This window comes from Heyndrickxia vini, assembly GCF_016772275.1.
Lineage (GTDB): Bacteria > Bacillota > Bacilli > Bacillales > Bacillaceae_C > Heyndrickxia > Heyndrickxia vini.
Genome location: NZ_CP065425.1, coordinates 2,906,902 through 2,922,128, shown reverse-complemented (window position 1 = coordinate 2,922,128; position 15,227 = coordinate 2,906,902). Strand labels below are relative to the sequence as shown.

Genomic DNA, 15,227 nt, shown 5'->3' with positions numbered 1-15,227 from the left:
GAAGAGAGTTCATTGACTGATCGTTATTCACGGCAACAGCTATTCAAACAAATAGGTATTGAAGGGCAAGAAAAAATCAGGAGTAAGCATGTACTAATCGTAGGTGCTGGAGCACTAGGCAGTGCTTGTGCTGAAGCTTTAGTAAGAGCAGGTATCGGAAAGTTAACGATTATTGATCGTGATTATGTTGAATGGAGCAATTTGCAACGCCAACAGCTATATACTGAAAAAGATGCTAATGATCAATTGCCAAAAGCAATTGCTGCCAAAAAGCATCTGAAACAAATGAATTCGGAAGTTGAAATTGAAGCGTTTGTAATGGAAGCAAGAGCCGATAATTTAGAGAAATTGTTAGTTAATACTGATATTATAATCGATGGCACAGATAATTTTGATATTCGATTTATTTTAAATGATCTTTCAAATAAATATAACATTCCATGGATTTATGGTTCTTGTGTAGGAAGTTATGGAGCCACTTATACAGTTATACCCGGAAAAACACCATGTTTGAATTGTATTCTGAAAAAAATTCCCGCTGGAGGAGCAACTTGTGATACGGCGGGGATTATTAGCCCAGCCGTTCAAATTGTTTCTGCCTATCAAGTAACGGAAGCATTCAAAATTCTTGTAGAGGATTTTTCAACAGTAAGAAATACTTTTTTGACTTTTGATGTTTGGAGTAATCAATACTACTCTATTAAGATTGACAAAATAAAAACTGAAAGTTGCCCATCCTGTGGAATGGACCAATCCTATCCGTATTTAACTTATGAAAATCAGACAAAGGCAGAAGTAGTATGTGGACGAAATACGGTACAAATTAGGCCAGCTAAAATGATTGAATATAATTTTGACCAGTTGGAGAATTCGCTAAAGGTTTACGGTCCCGTAACCAAGAATCCATATTTAATAAGTTGTCAGCTTCAAGACTATCGAATGGTTATATTTACAGACGGGCGTGTCTTTATTCATGGAACCAACAATATTGAGCGTGCTAAAAATCTTTATTACCGCCTGCTAGGCTAAAAATTAATAAGAATTATGGGAACAAAACGTATCCCTATTACGATGGAATAGATGGCTATTTTTTCCGATGTCAAAATCCTAATATATTAAAAACATTATATAAACTTTTTAATAGAAGAAGCGGTGAAAAAAGGTGCAACAAGATTTATTTAAAATTGTACACGACACGATATCTGTAGAGGAAGTATCGAATCAGGTTTCCAGAAGAGAAGCAGGTGCTATTACACTCTTTGTCGGGACTGTAAGAGAATTTACAAAAGGAAAGAGAACATTATCTCTTGAGTATCAAGCATACGAATCAATGGCAGTAAAAATGCTAAGTCAAATAGGTGAAGAAATCAAGGGGAAATGGCCAGATACATGTGTTGCCATAACACATAGAATAGGTAAGCTAGAAATAACAGATATTGCTGTAGTAATCGCGGTATCCTCACCACATCGTAAAACTGCATACCGAGCAAATGAATATGCGATTGAACGAATCAAACAAATTGTGCCTATTTGGAAAAAGGAATTTTGGGAAGACGGAACAATGTGGATGGGAGATCAATTAGAGACTACTAAATATCCGGAGGGGAAACCGGACGAGGAGGAATAGTAAGTGATTACGGTTTTATTTTTTGCAGGAATACGTGAAGAGATTGGATCCGATAAATTAAACATTGATATGGAAAATATAACTATCTATCAACTGAAACAATATCTTCTTAATAACTATTCTCTTTCATCTTTCAATCAAGTTATGACAGCTATCAATGAAAGCTTTGTAACAGATGATGAAATTATAAAAGATCAAGATATTATTGCATTTATCCCCCCAGTAAGTGGGGGGTAATAAGAACGATTTTTGTTATGTAATTTTACTATAATTATTGCAGTATCAAAGAAATTTGCTGTTGAGGTAAAATGTGTAAAGTATTATAATAAACTTATAAACTGAAATATGAGAAAATATTGATGTTGGGTAATAAAGAAATTGCCTTAATTTCCTGTTTTTTCATTGTAAATGGTGAGATGGATTACTAGTAGGATAAAACTGCTTAGTTATTAGCCCGCCATAAAATAGAACGTGTATTTATTTGCACGCTCTATTTTATGGCGGGTTTTTTGACTTTAAAAAAGAGGAGAATTAAAAATGGGAGGAAAAGTCCAAGTAATAATTAATGGAAAGCAACATGAAGTAGAAGGAGGGACTCGAATTCTTGATTATCTTTTGGAACAAGAGGTAGATCATCCACATATCTGTTATTCGGAGGTTTTGGGTCCCATTCAAACGTGTGATACTTGTATGTGTGAAGTAGACGGGAAAATTTTGAGAGCTTGCTCAACAGAATTCGAAGAAGGCATGAATATTTTAACCTCTTCAAATAGAGCCAAAAATGCTCAAACAGAAGCAATGGACCGCATTTTAGAAAATCATTTACTGTATTGTACAGTTTGTGATAATAACAATGGGAATTGTCGTGTTCATAATACCGCAGAGCAATTAGAAATTGAACACCAAACTCGTCCATTTCGGAAAAAAGGATATGAGGTTGATATGTCACATCCTTTTTACAGATACGATCCCGATCAATGTATCCTTTGCGGACGTTGTGTAGAAGTATGTCAAGATTTACAAGTGAATGAAACCTTATCCATCGATTGGGACCGTGAAATTCCGCGTGTCGTGTGGGATGATGGGAAGTCTATCAATGAATCCTCTTGCGTATCCTGCGGACAGTGTGCCACAGTTTGTCCATGTAATGCATTAATGGAAAAATCGATGTTAGGTGAAGCAGGGCTTATGACCGCAATTCCGAATGACTTATTAAACCCTATGGTTGATCTCATAAAAGAGGTCGAACCCGATTATAAAACCATTTTTGCCTTATCGGAGGTGGAAGCAGCAGCTCGTGATAAACGAACGAAAAAAACAAAAACAGTTTGTACTTTTTGCGGTGTGGGCTGTTCGTTTGAGGTATGGACAAAAGGACGTAAGATCTTAAAAGTAGAACCAACTGAAAATAGTCCTGTAAATAGTGTCTCTACATGTGTGAAAGGGAAATTCGGCTGGGATTTTATAAATAGTGAGCAACGCCTTACTACTCCTTTAATCCGAAAAGGGGAAGCATTTGTTCCCGCAACTTGGGATGAAGCATTTACATTAATTTCGGAAAAAATGGGATCCATTAAAGAAACGTATGGAGGGGATGCACTTGGGTTTGTAAGTTCGTCAAAGACAACAAACGAAGAGGCTTACCTTATGCAAAAATTGGCTCGTCAAGTATTTGGAACGAACAATGTGGATAACTGTTCCCGCTACTGTCAATCCCCAGCTTCAGATGGATTACTGGTAACCGTTGGATATGGAGGAGATTCAGGTACCATTCGGGATATTGAAAACGCGGGACTTGTTATCACGGTTGGTGCCAATCCAACTGAAGGACATCCCGTTTTAGCGACAAGAGTAAAGCGAGCAAAGAAATTACGTGGACAAAAATTGATTGTATCTGACCTTCGTAAGCATGAACTAGCGGAGCGTTCCGATTTATTTTTACATCCTAAACAAGGAACGGACTTTGTTTGGATAACTGCCGTTGCAAAATATATGATTGACCAAGGTTGGCACAATGAAGATTTCATTAAAGCTCGTGTAAGTAACTTTAAAGAATACATGTCAGTTCTTAAGAAATATACACTTGACTACGCAGTTGAAGTGACCGGTCTTCCAAAAGAACAACTAATTAAAACGGCTCAAATGATCCATGAAGCAGATGGAACATGTATTTTATGGGGGATGGGTGTTACCCAAAATATCGCGGGTTCCCATACGTCTGGTGCTATTGCTAACCTTTTGTTGGTATCAGGTAATTTCGGTCGTAATGGAGCAGGGGCATTTCCGCTTCGTGGTCACAACAATGTACAAGGTTCATGTGATATGGGTACGTTGCCACAATGGCTGGCAGGCAACCAGCGATTAACAGACGATACGGCACGTGCTAATTTTGAAAAAGCTTATGGCGTAAAAATTTCTGAGAAACCAGGATTTACGAACATTGATATGCTAGAGGCAGTGGAAGAGGGAAAACTAAAAGCTATGTATCTTATGGGAGAGGACATGGCATGGGTGGATTCAAACGCAAATCATGTGCATGAAACCCTTAGCAAGTTAGAATTCTTTGTTGTACAAGATGTTTTCTTAACAAAAACAGCCCAATTCGCAGATGTTGTACTACCGGCTGCCCCGTCCCTTGAAAAAGACGGAACGTTCACCAATACGGAACGCCGAATTCAACGCTTGTATCAAGTGCTAGATCCATTAGGAGAATCAAAACCGGACTGGTGGATTATAGGGCAAATTGCTAAATATATGGGATACGATTGGAACTATAAACATCCAAGTGAAATTATGGACGAAATTGCTGATCTTTGTCCGACATTTGCAGGGGTATCATACGAAAGGCTTGAAGGATGGAATAGTTTAATATGGCCGGTGCAAAAAGATGGAACAGATGAGCCGCTTCTATATACAGAACGCTTTAACTTTCCGGATGGGAAGGCTCGCTTTTCACTTACGGAATATGTTCCACCTGTAGAATTTACACAAGACTTTGACCTAACGTTAAACAACGGACGACTTTTGGAACAATTCCATGTAGGTAATATGACAAATAAGTCGCAAGGTCTTCAATACAAATTGCCCGAAGTTTTCGTAGAAGTTTCACCTGAACTTGCCCTAGAACGAAAGGTTGAGGACGGTTCTCTAGTACGGCTTGTTTCTCCATATGGTGCGATTAAGCTTCGTGCAGTTGTAACCGATCGAGTCCAAGGAAAAGAATTGTATGTTCCTATGCACTCGGTAAGCCATGAAAATGCGGTTAATCTTTTAACCGGAAGTGTTGGGGATGTTCGGACCCAAACCCCAGCCTATAAAGAAACAAAAGTAAAAATGGAGTTAATTCAAGCAAAAGGAAAAAGACCACTTCCAATGTATAATCCTAGATATGCAACACGTAATCCACAACTAGGTGTTCAAGTGGAACGTAAATGGGCACGTGAAGATTACGAAGCAATTGCTGACGTGAATATACCAGGAGGGTACAAATAATGGCAAAGCCAATTACGAAGATAGATGAACCCATTCTGACCGAGAAAGAAAAACAAGATCAGTTACTTGAAAAAATTTTAAAAGACTTATCTCAAAATACCGATGGGATAAAAGAAACGATTCAACTCCTCCAAGAACTCCATGTCAGTGGAATTCTTGGTGCCATCAATAATCTTGTTGAAGCTAAAGAAGAAGTGGCAAAAATAGCCGTAGGACAAATGTTGCGACCGCCTGTAACAAATGCACTTAATAATGCAATGGCCGCAGCTGGCATGTTAACGGAACTTGATCCCGAAATGATGAAAAAAATGATGGGAGGGTTGTCTAAAGGCCTTCAAAAAGCGGAGGAAGGACTTCAATTAAACAAAAGAGTAACTATTTTTGATCTAATTAAAATAATGAAAGATCCTGATGTTAACCGTGCAATGGGGTTTGGAATCAACTTTTTGAAAGGACTAGGAGAAGGATTGAAGGATTAAAGGATTAACCCATTAAAGTTCCATTCCTTACATTTACGAAGTGATTTAAATTTTGAAGGAAAAGGGAAATGTTTGTATTGGTCAAAAGAAGTCTATTATATAGATAAGAGCAAAATTAAAACCGGTCAAAATTAGTCAAGTAAAAAAGACTAAATTTGATAATAAACTTCAATCCATGGGAAGGTGAACAAATATGGCAAATTATCGTGATCCATTCGGATTTAATTCGGATATGCATGAAATTTTTAATAAAATGATGCAAGGGATGAATGGGGTGAACTCAGAGCGTCGTTATCTGATTAACGGTCGTGAAGTCACCCCGGAAGAATTTGCTTATTATCGCCAAACGGGACAATTACCGGGCAATCAGGGTGACCAAACATTACCAGCTCAAAATGGTCAACTTAAACAAGATGGTATTTTGGCTAAGTTGGGCCGGAATTTGACACAAGAAGCGCGAGAAGGTTTACTTGATCCAGTTATTGGCCGCAATGCGGAGATTCAAGAAACGGCGGAAATATTAAGTCGTCGAATTAAGAATAATCCGGTGTTAGTCGGTGATGCAGGTGTTGGTAAAACAGCTGTTGTGGAAGGTTTGGCGCAAGCGATTGTCAATGGTGACGTGCCCGCCGCCATTAAAAACAAAGAAATTTACTCAATTGATTTGTCTAATTTAGAAGCGGGAACACAATTCCGCGGTGCATTTGAAGAAAACGTACAAAAACTTGTGGACGATGTCAAAGCGGCCGGGAATGTGATTATCTTCTTTGATGAGATTCACCAAATGATCGGCGCAGGCTCAACCGGTGGCGATAGTGGTTCTAAGGGCTTGGCGGATATTTTAAAACCAGCGTTGAGTCGTGGTGAATTAACCGTAATTGGGGCAACAACACAAGATGAATACCGCAACACAATTTTGAAAAATTCGGCGTTGGCGCGGCGTTTCAATGAAGTAACAGTGAATGCGCCAAGTGCAGAAGATACTTTTGAAATCTTAAAGGGTATTCGCAAGCTTTACGAAGAACATCATAACGTCAAGATGCCGGATAATGTTTTAAAAGCAGCTGTGGACTATTCCATTCAATACATCCCGCAACGTTCATTGCCAGATAAGGCGATTGATTTAATCGATATGACAGCGGCGCATTTGTCGGCAAAACACCCAATGAGTGACGTAGTTAGTTTAGAAGCTGAATTAAAAACAGTAAAATCCGAGCGTGACAAGGCAGTTAGTGAAGAAGACTATGAAAAGGCGCTGGCATTAAAGAATAAAATGAATGATCTTGAAAGTAAAATCACCGCTGGTGAAAAGCCACCAGAAGAAGTTGTGGCAACTGTCAACGATGTAGCGGAAAGTGTAGAACGCCTTACTGGTATTCCCGTTTCGCAAATGGGAGCATCAGATATTGAACGCTTGAAAACGATTGGTGAACGATTGAAGGGGCGCGTGATTGGCCAAGATGAAGCAGTTGAAGCTGTTAGCCGGGCGATTCGCCGGAATCGAGCAGGTTTTGATGAAGGCAATCGGCCAATCGGGAGTTTCTTATTTGTTGGTCCAACCGGTACTGGTAAAACCGAGCTTGCTAAGCAATTAGCATTCGATATGTTTGGTAATAAAGATGCGGTTATCCGACTGGACATGAGTGAATATTCGGATCGCATAGCGGTTTCAAAATTAATTGGAACGACTGCGGGTTACGTTGGTTATGACGACAACAGCAACACGTTGACCGAACGTGTACGCCGAAATCCGTACTCGATTGTTTTGCTCGATGAAATCGAAAAGGCGGATCCGCAAGTTTTGACGCTTTTATTGCAAGTGATGGATGATGGTCGTTTGACTGACGGACAAGGTAACGTCGTGAACTTCAAGAATACGGTAATTATCGCGACATCGAATGCCGGTTTCGGAAATGAGAGATTGCTCGGTGATGAAGCCAAGGACAAGCCGTTAATGGACAAACTGGCTCCTTTCTTCCGTCCGGAATTCTTAAATCGTTTCAATGCGATCGTTGAGTTTAGCCATTTGACTAAGGGCGATCTAGAGCAAATTGTTGACTTAATGATTACCGATGTCAACAAAACGTTGGCTAAGAAAGAGTTGACGTTAGAGGTCAGTGATGAAGCTAAAGCTTATTTAATTGAAGAGGGCTATGATGAAGCCATGGGCGCACGGCCATTGCGTCGTGTGATTGAACAACAGATTCGTGACAAGGTTACTGACTTCTATTTGGATCATTTGGAAGCCAAAGACTTGGTCGCAGATTTAGTTAATGGTGAAATTATCATTCGCGAGAAATAATGAAACAAGAATAAAGTCTTTTATTATTCAAAATCCTAATAAAGCTTGTTAGGGGTACGGTAAAATATTATAATAAAAATATATTGTAAATAAGAAAAGATTAATGATGTTAGGTAATGATAAATTGCCTTTAACATTATGTTTTTTTGTTAAATGTGGTGAGAAGGATTACTAGTAGGATAATACTGCTAAGTTATTAGCCCACCATAAAATAGGACGTGTATTTCATTATACACTCTATTTTATGGCGGGCTTTTTGATTACCCATTTCCCGTTACGATATCTTTTATACATTAGAATAGCGGCCGCATTTTGATTTATTATAGTAAACAAAGGGGAACCAAAACATTAGCGATTTTTACTGACAATAAGCCACGTCATCATCATATTTATCGCGGAAAATAAAATGAGTGAAGGACAGATAGGAGAAATGAAATGAAAAAAATATGGAACATCAATTCAATATGTTGCTTCGTGAAGTACGCAAAGAGTATGTTGGGAATGGACCTAGAGAAATTACTACCCGTTTTGTAGGTAATTGGGTTATTAGTGAGATGAAAGGAAATCTAACGAATGTGGAACATTTTATGATTAGCTCGACAGAAGGACAACGAGTTGTTCATGAAGCACGAACTAAATTAGTAAAGCAAATTTATAAGGATCCTGTGGTTATGAAAAAGTTTGAGGAGTTAACAGAGGCGAAAATTGTGAACATCTTTACGGACATTGATTTAGAGACTGATACTGCAATGACCGTTTATGTATTTGACAAACCTATTAATTGATAATAATAATCTATTATTTGAATAATTAAATCGAAACGCAATAAGAAAAGATCATTGATGTTGGGTAACAATAATGCCCTAACCTCCTGTATTTTCATTGAAGGTGGTGTGACGGATAATTGGCAGATACAACTGTTTAGTTATTAGCCCGCCATAAAATAGAATCTGTATGGAAATTACAGATTCTATTTTATGGCGGTTTTTTTGGTTTCAATAAAATGAAAAAATATATGGCTTATCATTTCAATACAACAATTATTCGATAGGAGGTTTTTGGTTTTGTCTTGGCTTGTTTTATACGTCATCGGAATTATTTCCTATGCTGTTAGTGGTGCCTTGGTCGCACTTGCAGCTAGGTACTCATTTATAGGAATTTATGTGTTGGGATTAACAACTTCATTTGGTGGAGCGGTAATCCGTAATCTAATTATCGGAATCCCACTTTCACAAATATGGAATCATTTAACGATTTTAACGGTTTTAGTGACATTAACTATTATTATATTTTTGCCAATGAAATGGATCCGGCATCGAAAACGATGGGGGCTTTTTTTTGACTCTATTGGGCTTGCTTCGTTTGCCATTCAAGGGGCATTAGCAGCAGTAAAAGTGTACGATAATTTAGGGATAACGATTTTAGCATCCATGTTTACCGGAGTAGGAGGAGGAATGATTCGAGATTTATTAGTTTGTCGTAAACCATTGGCATTAAAAGAAGAAATACACGCTGTTTTAACAATAATCTGTGCAATCTGTATTTGGTTAAATTGGACAAATCCTGTCCAACTCACTTTTATTGTTATTATTGTTGTCACAACACGTATGTTTGCGGTTGGCTACAAATGGAAGTTGCCTTTGTCTTATAATTTAAAGAGATGGAAACTATCCAATAAAGGTAGTAGATTGTAGAAATTACCCCGAGGGGAATGGAAACACACTATTGCGGCACGACAGCATCTCTTTTGGGATAGAATGCAATGAGGTCAGATAGGCCTCCTTAATATTCTATAAAATATTCCAAAAACCCATTATAGGTTCCCAGGAGAGGCATGTTAAATGATTAATTGAAAAAAGGTTATCTTAGATGTAAAATAAATCATTCTAAGATAACCTTTTTCATTAAAAAATATTACGTAAATGTATTTCCGTACGTTGTCATATAAGGAGTTGAAACTCCTCGGTTTATTTCTTATGTATACAAAATCTCTACATATGAAGAAAGAAGTAAAATAGTAACAAGTATATTAATGGTTCTAAATACCTTTGGTTGTCTCTCTTCCGGGATCTCTTTTTGTATACAAAGTGAATTAGTCATATTGTTTATTAGATAAACAATAATGATCGCAAATAGAATAAAAATGGAGATCACTATCAATCCCTCCTGTGTTTCCTAAATGTTTATGCTTAAGATACCAAATTTTAAATTAAAAAGATAGCTATTTTAAGAGATATCAGAATCAAATAAATGGTAATTTACTTTTGGAAAATAGTAATTAAAGCGTTAGATAAGTGTTTAAAGGTTTAAAATAAAAAACCATCTATTTTTATTCCCCAATGAGATGAATATGACAGGGGAAAAATGGTATTATACTGATACAAGCTAATGATAACGGAAAATACAAACGGTATAGTCATCGAAAAGAACTAAATGAGGTGAAATGATATGGAATCAATGGAACAAAGGCTTGAGCGTATAGAGTTTCACCAAAAATTACTATTAAAAATGATTGCTGAAAATCAATATGATTTTTATCGAATCGTTATTGAAAACCATCTACAAGAAAAAGATGTGGAGGATTTCTATAGACTCTGTAAAACATTAACTAAAGAAAGTGAAGAACAAAAGGCTGATAAATTCGTCTTTTTTTCCCCACTTTTCAAAAAGTTTAAAGATGAGCTTCATCCCAAGTTAGATCCTGAACAAGTCATCCAAGCCTGTTTAAAACAAAATATTTTTCCAGAGCTTATGGAAATCCTAAATAAAAATTTATCTTAAAAATTACTCAAGCTTTCACTCTCTGTTGGAAGCTTTTTAACATTTCCGTTTTCTTCAATAAATTCTGTTTCTATATTATGAAAGGAAGTTTCGAATATTTCCATAAAATCTTCCCCATATATATTACGAATAATGGCCATTAATTCGATAAATTCAGGAAATTTTCCATACAAATTTTTAATTGGCAATGCACCATTTAATACAACGCTATTTGAAGGATTAAATGATTCCATCGAATCAAGTAATAAAGTTTCCCCTTTTTTTGTTAATTGAATGTAGGTGTTTCTTTTATCATTTTCCTTCTTAGAAAACTCCAGTAATTCCCGTTCTTCTAATTTTTTTGAAAAATTAAAAGCTGTTGAAACATGCATTACTCCAAATTTTGCTACATCCGATATGGATGCCCCCTTTAGATGATAGGCAATCCAAAGAATATGATGTTCATTAATGTTCAAATCATATGGTTTTATCCATTGCTGCCAATCCTTCTCAATCATTTTCCAAATCGCTTTGCTAATTTGCGTAATTCTTTGACTGAACAGCAAGGCTTCCTTTATTGAATAAGGACTCTCTGTCATTACTTCACCCACTTTATATATATATATATTTATTATGCCAATAAAATAAAGATTAATAAAGATGTAAATTAACAAAATTTTTAGACAAAAATTTTGTCTCGGAAAAGTTCACTTTGGAATTAGCGGGAGCTTGGCCGTTCTTGGATTTTTGACTCTAATTCCTCAATTGAATCTTTCAATGCTTGTACTTCATGAAAAATACTTTCTTTATTTTCTTCAATATTATTTTGCCAATCGGAAATCGCGGATTTAATATCGGAGACGAATTTGATTGCGATATCTTTACCTTCCGATGATAATACATGGATTGAGTTTTTTAGCTCATGTACATTTTTTGTTATATCTTTTGCAGATGACATCCAATCGTTTTTTGAATCGGATAGTTGTTTTCTTAATTCTTTACCTGATGTAGGAGTTGTTAATAAGGCTGAAAGAGTACCGGCAATTCCTCCTACTATTATCCCGTAAGCAAACATTTTTTTGTTCATGACCACACCCCATTTTATAATATAAAGTGATTATTAAGAATTTTTTGCATACCCCATAATCTATTTTTCTACAATAATTTGCAAAATCCTGCATGAATATTTAAATTATAGTACAATTTTTAAAAAAATGCACTGAAATTAACTACTTTATTAACATTTTATTGGAATTAAGAATCATGAAGTTCGCTTATTTTGCATATTTTTATCGTGTGAAGTATTTTAAAAATATAATGAATCAACGAGGGAATTGTTCAATCCAAATGGAGAAAGAGGTGTGGATATTGAGTGGAATCATTTTTTGCCTCCTCCTTATATGTATTTTCTTTTTGATAGGATCAATTTATAATGTTTTAAATTACCAAAGACCGGGGGTCTATCCGCCTAAAAAAATTTTAAAACAGAGGATTGTGTTTTTAGGCAGTGGTGGGATTATCTCTTTATTATTATTTGTTATATTGTTAATAATGACATAAAAAATCCTGCCTAAATAGCAGGATTATCTTAAACATTTATTGAATATTTTTGGATATTGCTTCTGCGATTTTTTTATAATCATCTTGTGTGTATTCACTTTGATTATTTTTCCAAACGGCACCAAAGCCATCACCTTTTCCATAACGTGGGATTAGGTGTAAATGAAAGTGAAAGACGGATTGGCCAGCATGTTCACCATTATTATTGACAAGATTCATACCTATCGGATTAAATTCAGCTTTTAAGGCATTTGCAATCGTAGGAGCCACTTCAAAAATATTCTTGGCGATTTCTGGAGTCAATTCAAAAACGTTTTCTTTATGTATCTTTGGAATGATTAATGTATGACCCTTTGTTACTTGACTAATATCAAGAAAAGCAAGGACATGTTCATTTTCAAATACTTTTGCGGATGGAATTTCACCATTTATAATTTTACAGAAAATACAATCACTCATACTATCCCACCTTTCAATTTTTATTTAGTATATCTTATAATGGCTAATAATGGAACAAGAAAAGCATAAGCGCTTTGGTCTGCTTCTCGTGCTGGACAGATAAAAGAAAAGGGACGGGGAATTCCGATGAAATCCCGTCCCAATTGAAGGGGGTACACATTAAGGGTTTATAAAATCAATGGTCTGCCTTTGATAAACACCTCATTTATGATAAGAGTGTTATTTCAAATTTAACGGAGTAAATGACCTTTGTTCAACGCGATCATCCCCTTATTGTTTTAACATTTATTCAACGTTTAAAACAGTAAGTGATCTTCGACAAACACCTCATTTATGATAAGTGTATTTGTAACGTTGTTGCCATATCCTAGACCTGCCCTATTCGCTTTTACGGTTTTGGTCTTTAATAACCACCCCGATTAATTGCGTTTGTTAACCCCTTCGCTTATTATCATGTACAATATAGAAAATAGTATTCATGAATTTTTACGTTTTTTATGATGTGGACTACGAATATTGAGAAAAGGAAAGGACGTATAGATATGTCGTTACTAGAGGTACAAAATCTAACTGGTGGTTATACTAAAAAACCTGTCTTAAAAGATGTTTCATTTACGATTGAAAAAAATCAAATGATTGGTTTAATTGGCTTAAATGGGGCCGGAAAAAGCACTACAATCAAGCATATTATTGGATTGATGGAACCAAAAAAAGGTAAGATTCATATCAATGATCTTGAACTTAAAAAAGGTCCTGATGAGTATAGAAAACAATTTTCTTATATCCCTGAATCCCCAATTCTTTATGATGAGTTAACATTGGACGAGCACCTGAAGCTCACTGCAATGGCATACGGAATAAATCAAGAAACATTTCAAACAAGGATTACTCCATTGTTAAAGGAGTTTCGTTTAGAAAAAAAACTAAGTTGGTTTCCTGCCCATTTTTCAAAAGGGATGAAACAAAAAGTAATGATTATGTCCGCTTTTTTAGTGGAACCTGATTTGTATATTATAGATGAACCATTTGTCGGTTTAGATCCCTTAGGAATTCAATCCTTATTGGATTTAATGAAGAAGATGAAAGAGAATGGGGCGGGGATTCTAATCTCTACCCATATTCTTGCTACAGCTGAAAGATACTGTGATGGTTTTATTATTTTACATAATGGACATATTCGAGCAAAAGGAACGTTGAAAGAACTTCAAGATGAATTTAATATGCCTGGTGCTACATTAGATGATATTTATATTCAGTTAACGAAGGAAGATAACGATGAAACAGATTGAGGGTTTATGGAAAGAACGAGTCCAACTATATATTCATGAGTTAAGAAAGTATTTAAAATATATATTTAATGATCATTTATTGTTTGTAGCTATTTTTGCTTTAGGTGCGGGTGCCTATTATTATAACGGATGGGTAAAAACATTGGATGAGAATTTTCCTATCGGTGTAGTTATGGGGATCTTGCTTGGCCTTTTCCTAACGATGAGTCCTATTTATACGTTATTAAAAGAAGCAGATAAAGTATACTTATTGCCGATAGAAATGAAAATGACGTCTTATTTCCGCAAATCAATTTTATTTAGTTTTGTCATACAAGCCTATCTATTACTTATGCTACTCGCTGTCTGTATGCCTATGTATGTACAAGCAAGCGGTAATGGATTTCAATCTTTTCTTTATATCCTTATTGTTCTATTTATATTGAAGGTATGGAACCTCTACTTACAATGGGATATGTTGAAAATTCAGGATCAAAGAGCAGCCATTATTGATTGGTTGATTCGTTTCGTATTAAATATTTGCTTTATTTATTTTATTATCGAAAGAGCGAATCCGTGGATTTATGGATTGTTTATTATTCTTTATTTAGCATTATTTGTTTTTTATCATCAGTCAGTAAAAGGGAAAACTTTAAAATGGGATGTATTAATTGATAAGGAACATAAAAGATTAAGTACATTTTATCGGTTTGCAAATCTATTTACAGATGTTCCGAAACTAAAAGGTCAGATTAAACGAAGAAAATGGTTAGATGGGATATTCCAATTTATTCCATACAATCAGAAAAACACATACACATTTCTATTTGCCAGAACGTTGATTCGTTCAAGTGAATTCTTTGGATTATACATGAGATTATCCATCATTGGTGGGATACTACTATATTTTAGTAACCAAATCTATTTGTCGATTGGAATATCGATTTTATTTCTTTACTTAACAGGCTTTCAGCTAATACCTATGGTGAATTATCATGAATTGAAAATTTGGCAGTATCTTTACCCGGTAGATCGAACATTAAAGGAAAAATCATTTTTAACCATTTTAACAATTTCTATTTTCATTCAGTCTCTCTTTTTCGGAGTCATCGTTCTTTTTAGTCAATCATGGCTAAACGGGCTAATTGTATGTTTGGTTGGTATCCTGTTTTCTGTCATTTTTGCAAAATCATATGTTCCAATTAGGCTTCGGAAAATGAGTCGGAGTATGTGAAACTTCCCCTCCTTAAAATCGTAGTATATAAAAATGAGAAATAAGG

16 protein-coding genes are annotated in these 15,227 nt (G+C 35.6%); 12 read left to right on the top strand and 4 right to left on the bottom strand.

Going from position 1 to position 15,227, the window contains the following annotated elements:
* The first annotated feature begins 12 nt into the window (after positions 1-12).
* The 8 genes from I5776_RS14645 (at position 13) to I5776_RS14610 (ending at position 9,594) form a co-directional block, all read left to right on the top strand.
* Positions 13-1,029: a molybdopterin-synthase adenylyltransferase MoeB gene (locus I5776_RS14645; protein ID WP_202777124.1), complete on the top strand. Its 1,017-nt coding sequence runs from the start codon at positions 13-15 to the stop codon at positions 1,027-1,029.
* A gap of 133 nt (positions 1,030-1,162) precedes the next feature.
* Positions 1,163-1,627 carry a molybdenum cofactor biosynthesis protein MoaE gene (locus I5776_RS14640; protein ID WP_202777123.1) on the top strand — a complete coding sequence of 155 codons (465 nt, stop codon included), beginning with the start codon at positions 1,163-1,165 and terminating at the stop codon, positions 1,625-1,627.
* 3 nt (positions 1,628-1,630) lie between these two features.
* Positions 1,631-1,864, top strand: coding sequence for a molybdopterin converting factor subunit 1 (gene moaD, locus I5776_RS14635; RefSeq protein WP_202777122.1), 234 nt, complete (start codon positions 1,631-1,633; stop codon positions 1,862-1,864).
* Between the two features lie 300 nt (positions 1,865-2,164).
* Positions 2,165-5,119: a formate dehydrogenase subunit alpha gene (fdhF, locus tag I5776_RS14630; RefSeq protein WP_202777121.1), complete on the top strand. Its 2,955-nt coding sequence runs from the start codon at positions 2,165-2,167 to the stop codon at positions 5,117-5,119.
* Positions 5,119-5,598, top strand: coding sequence for a helical membrane plugin domain-containing protein (locus tag I5776_RS14625; RefSeq protein WP_202777120.1), 480 nt, complete (start codon positions 5,119-5,121; stop codon positions 5,596-5,598). Before fdhF ends, I5776_RS14625 begins: the two co-directional genes overlap by 1 nt.
* Positions 5,599-5,791: 193 nt before the next feature.
* A complete protein-coding gene (locus tag I5776_RS14620; RefSeq protein ID WP_202777119.1) occupies positions 5,792-7,900 on the top strand; it encodes an ATP-dependent Clp protease ATP-binding subunit in 2,109 nt (702 codons plus the stop codon).
* A gap of 446 nt (positions 7,901-8,346) precedes the next feature.
* Complete coding sequence (locus I5776_RS14615) at positions 8,347-8,685, top strand: Na-translocating system protein MpsC family protein (RefSeq protein WP_202777118.1); 339 nt, start codon at positions 8,347-8,349, stop codon at positions 8,683-8,685.
* 279 nt (positions 8,686-8,964) lie between these two features.
* The gene (locus I5776_RS14610) at positions 8,965-9,594 is read left to right on the top strand and encodes a trimeric intracellular cation channel family protein (RefSeq protein WP_202777117.1); all 630 of its coding nucleotides are present in this window, start codon (positions 8,965-8,967) and stop codon (positions 9,592-9,594) included.
* Positions 9,595-9,874: 280 nt separating this feature from the next.
* On the opposite strand, the gene I5776_RS14605 is transcribed toward I5776_RS14610, so the two are convergent.
* Positions 9,875-10,054 (bottom strand): hypothetical protein, encoded by a 180-nt coding sequence (locus I5776_RS14605; protein WP_202777116.1) that lies wholly within the window; start codon positions 10,052-10,054, stop codon positions 9,875-9,877.
* Positions 10,055-10,348: 294 nt separating this feature from the next.
* Here I5776_RS14605 and I5776_RS14600 point away from each other — a divergent pair, with 294 nt between their 5' ends.
* Positions 10,349-10,681 carry a DUF1878 family protein gene (locus tag I5776_RS14600; protein WP_202777115.1) on the top strand — a complete coding sequence of 111 codons (333 nt, stop codon included), beginning with the start codon at positions 10,349-10,351 and terminating at the stop codon, positions 10,679-10,681.
* On the opposite strand, the gene I5776_RS14595 is transcribed toward I5776_RS14600, so the two are convergent.
* Both I5776_RS14595 and I5776_RS14590 read right to left on the bottom strand, forming a co-directional pair.
* Positions 10,678-11,259, bottom strand: coding sequence for an HTH-type transcriptional regulator Hpr (locus I5776_RS14595; RefSeq protein ID WP_202777114.1), 582 nt, complete (start codon positions 11,257-11,259; stop codon positions 10,678-10,680). The genes I5776_RS14600 and I5776_RS14595 overlap by 4 nt on opposite strands.
* 119 nt (positions 11,260-11,378) lie before the next feature.
* Positions 11,379-11,747 (bottom strand): YtxH domain-containing protein, encoded by a 369-nt coding sequence (locus tag I5776_RS14590; RefSeq protein WP_202777113.1) that lies wholly within the window; start codon positions 11,745-11,747, stop codon positions 11,379-11,381.
* Positions 11,748-11,923: 176 nt separating this feature from the next.
* On the opposite strand from I5776_RS14590, the gene yhzF reads away from it, so the two are divergent.
* Positions 11,924-12,220, top strand: a complete 297-nt coding sequence (gene yhzF / locus I5776_RS21860; protein ID WP_484496854.1) for a membrane protein YhzF — start codon at positions 11,924-11,926, stop codon at positions 12,218-12,220.
* Positions 12,221-12,256: 36 nt separating this feature from the next.
* Here yhzF and I5776_RS14585 read toward each other — a convergent pair whose 3' ends face one another.
* Positions 12,257-12,679, bottom strand: a complete 423-nt coding sequence (locus I5776_RS14585; RefSeq protein WP_202777112.1) for an HIT family protein — start codon at positions 12,677-12,679, stop codon at positions 12,257-12,259.
* A gap of 542 nt (positions 12,680-13,221) precedes the next feature.
* On the opposite strand from I5776_RS14585, the gene I5776_RS14580 reads away from it, so the two are divergent.
* Both I5776_RS14580 and I5776_RS14575 read left to right on the top strand, forming a co-directional pair.
* Positions 13,222-13,968: an ABC transporter ATP-binding protein gene (locus I5776_RS14580; RefSeq protein ID WP_202777111.1), complete on the top strand. Its 747-nt coding sequence runs from the start codon at positions 13,222-13,224 to the stop codon at positions 13,966-13,968.
* Entirely contained in the window at positions 13,955-15,181 is a 1,227-nt protein-coding gene (locus I5776_RS14575) for an ABC transporter permease (RefSeq protein ID WP_202777110.1), read from the top strand. The genes I5776_RS14580 and I5776_RS14575 overlap by 14 nt, the downstream gene beginning before the upstream one ends.
* Positions 15,182-15,227: the final 46 nt, after the last annotated feature.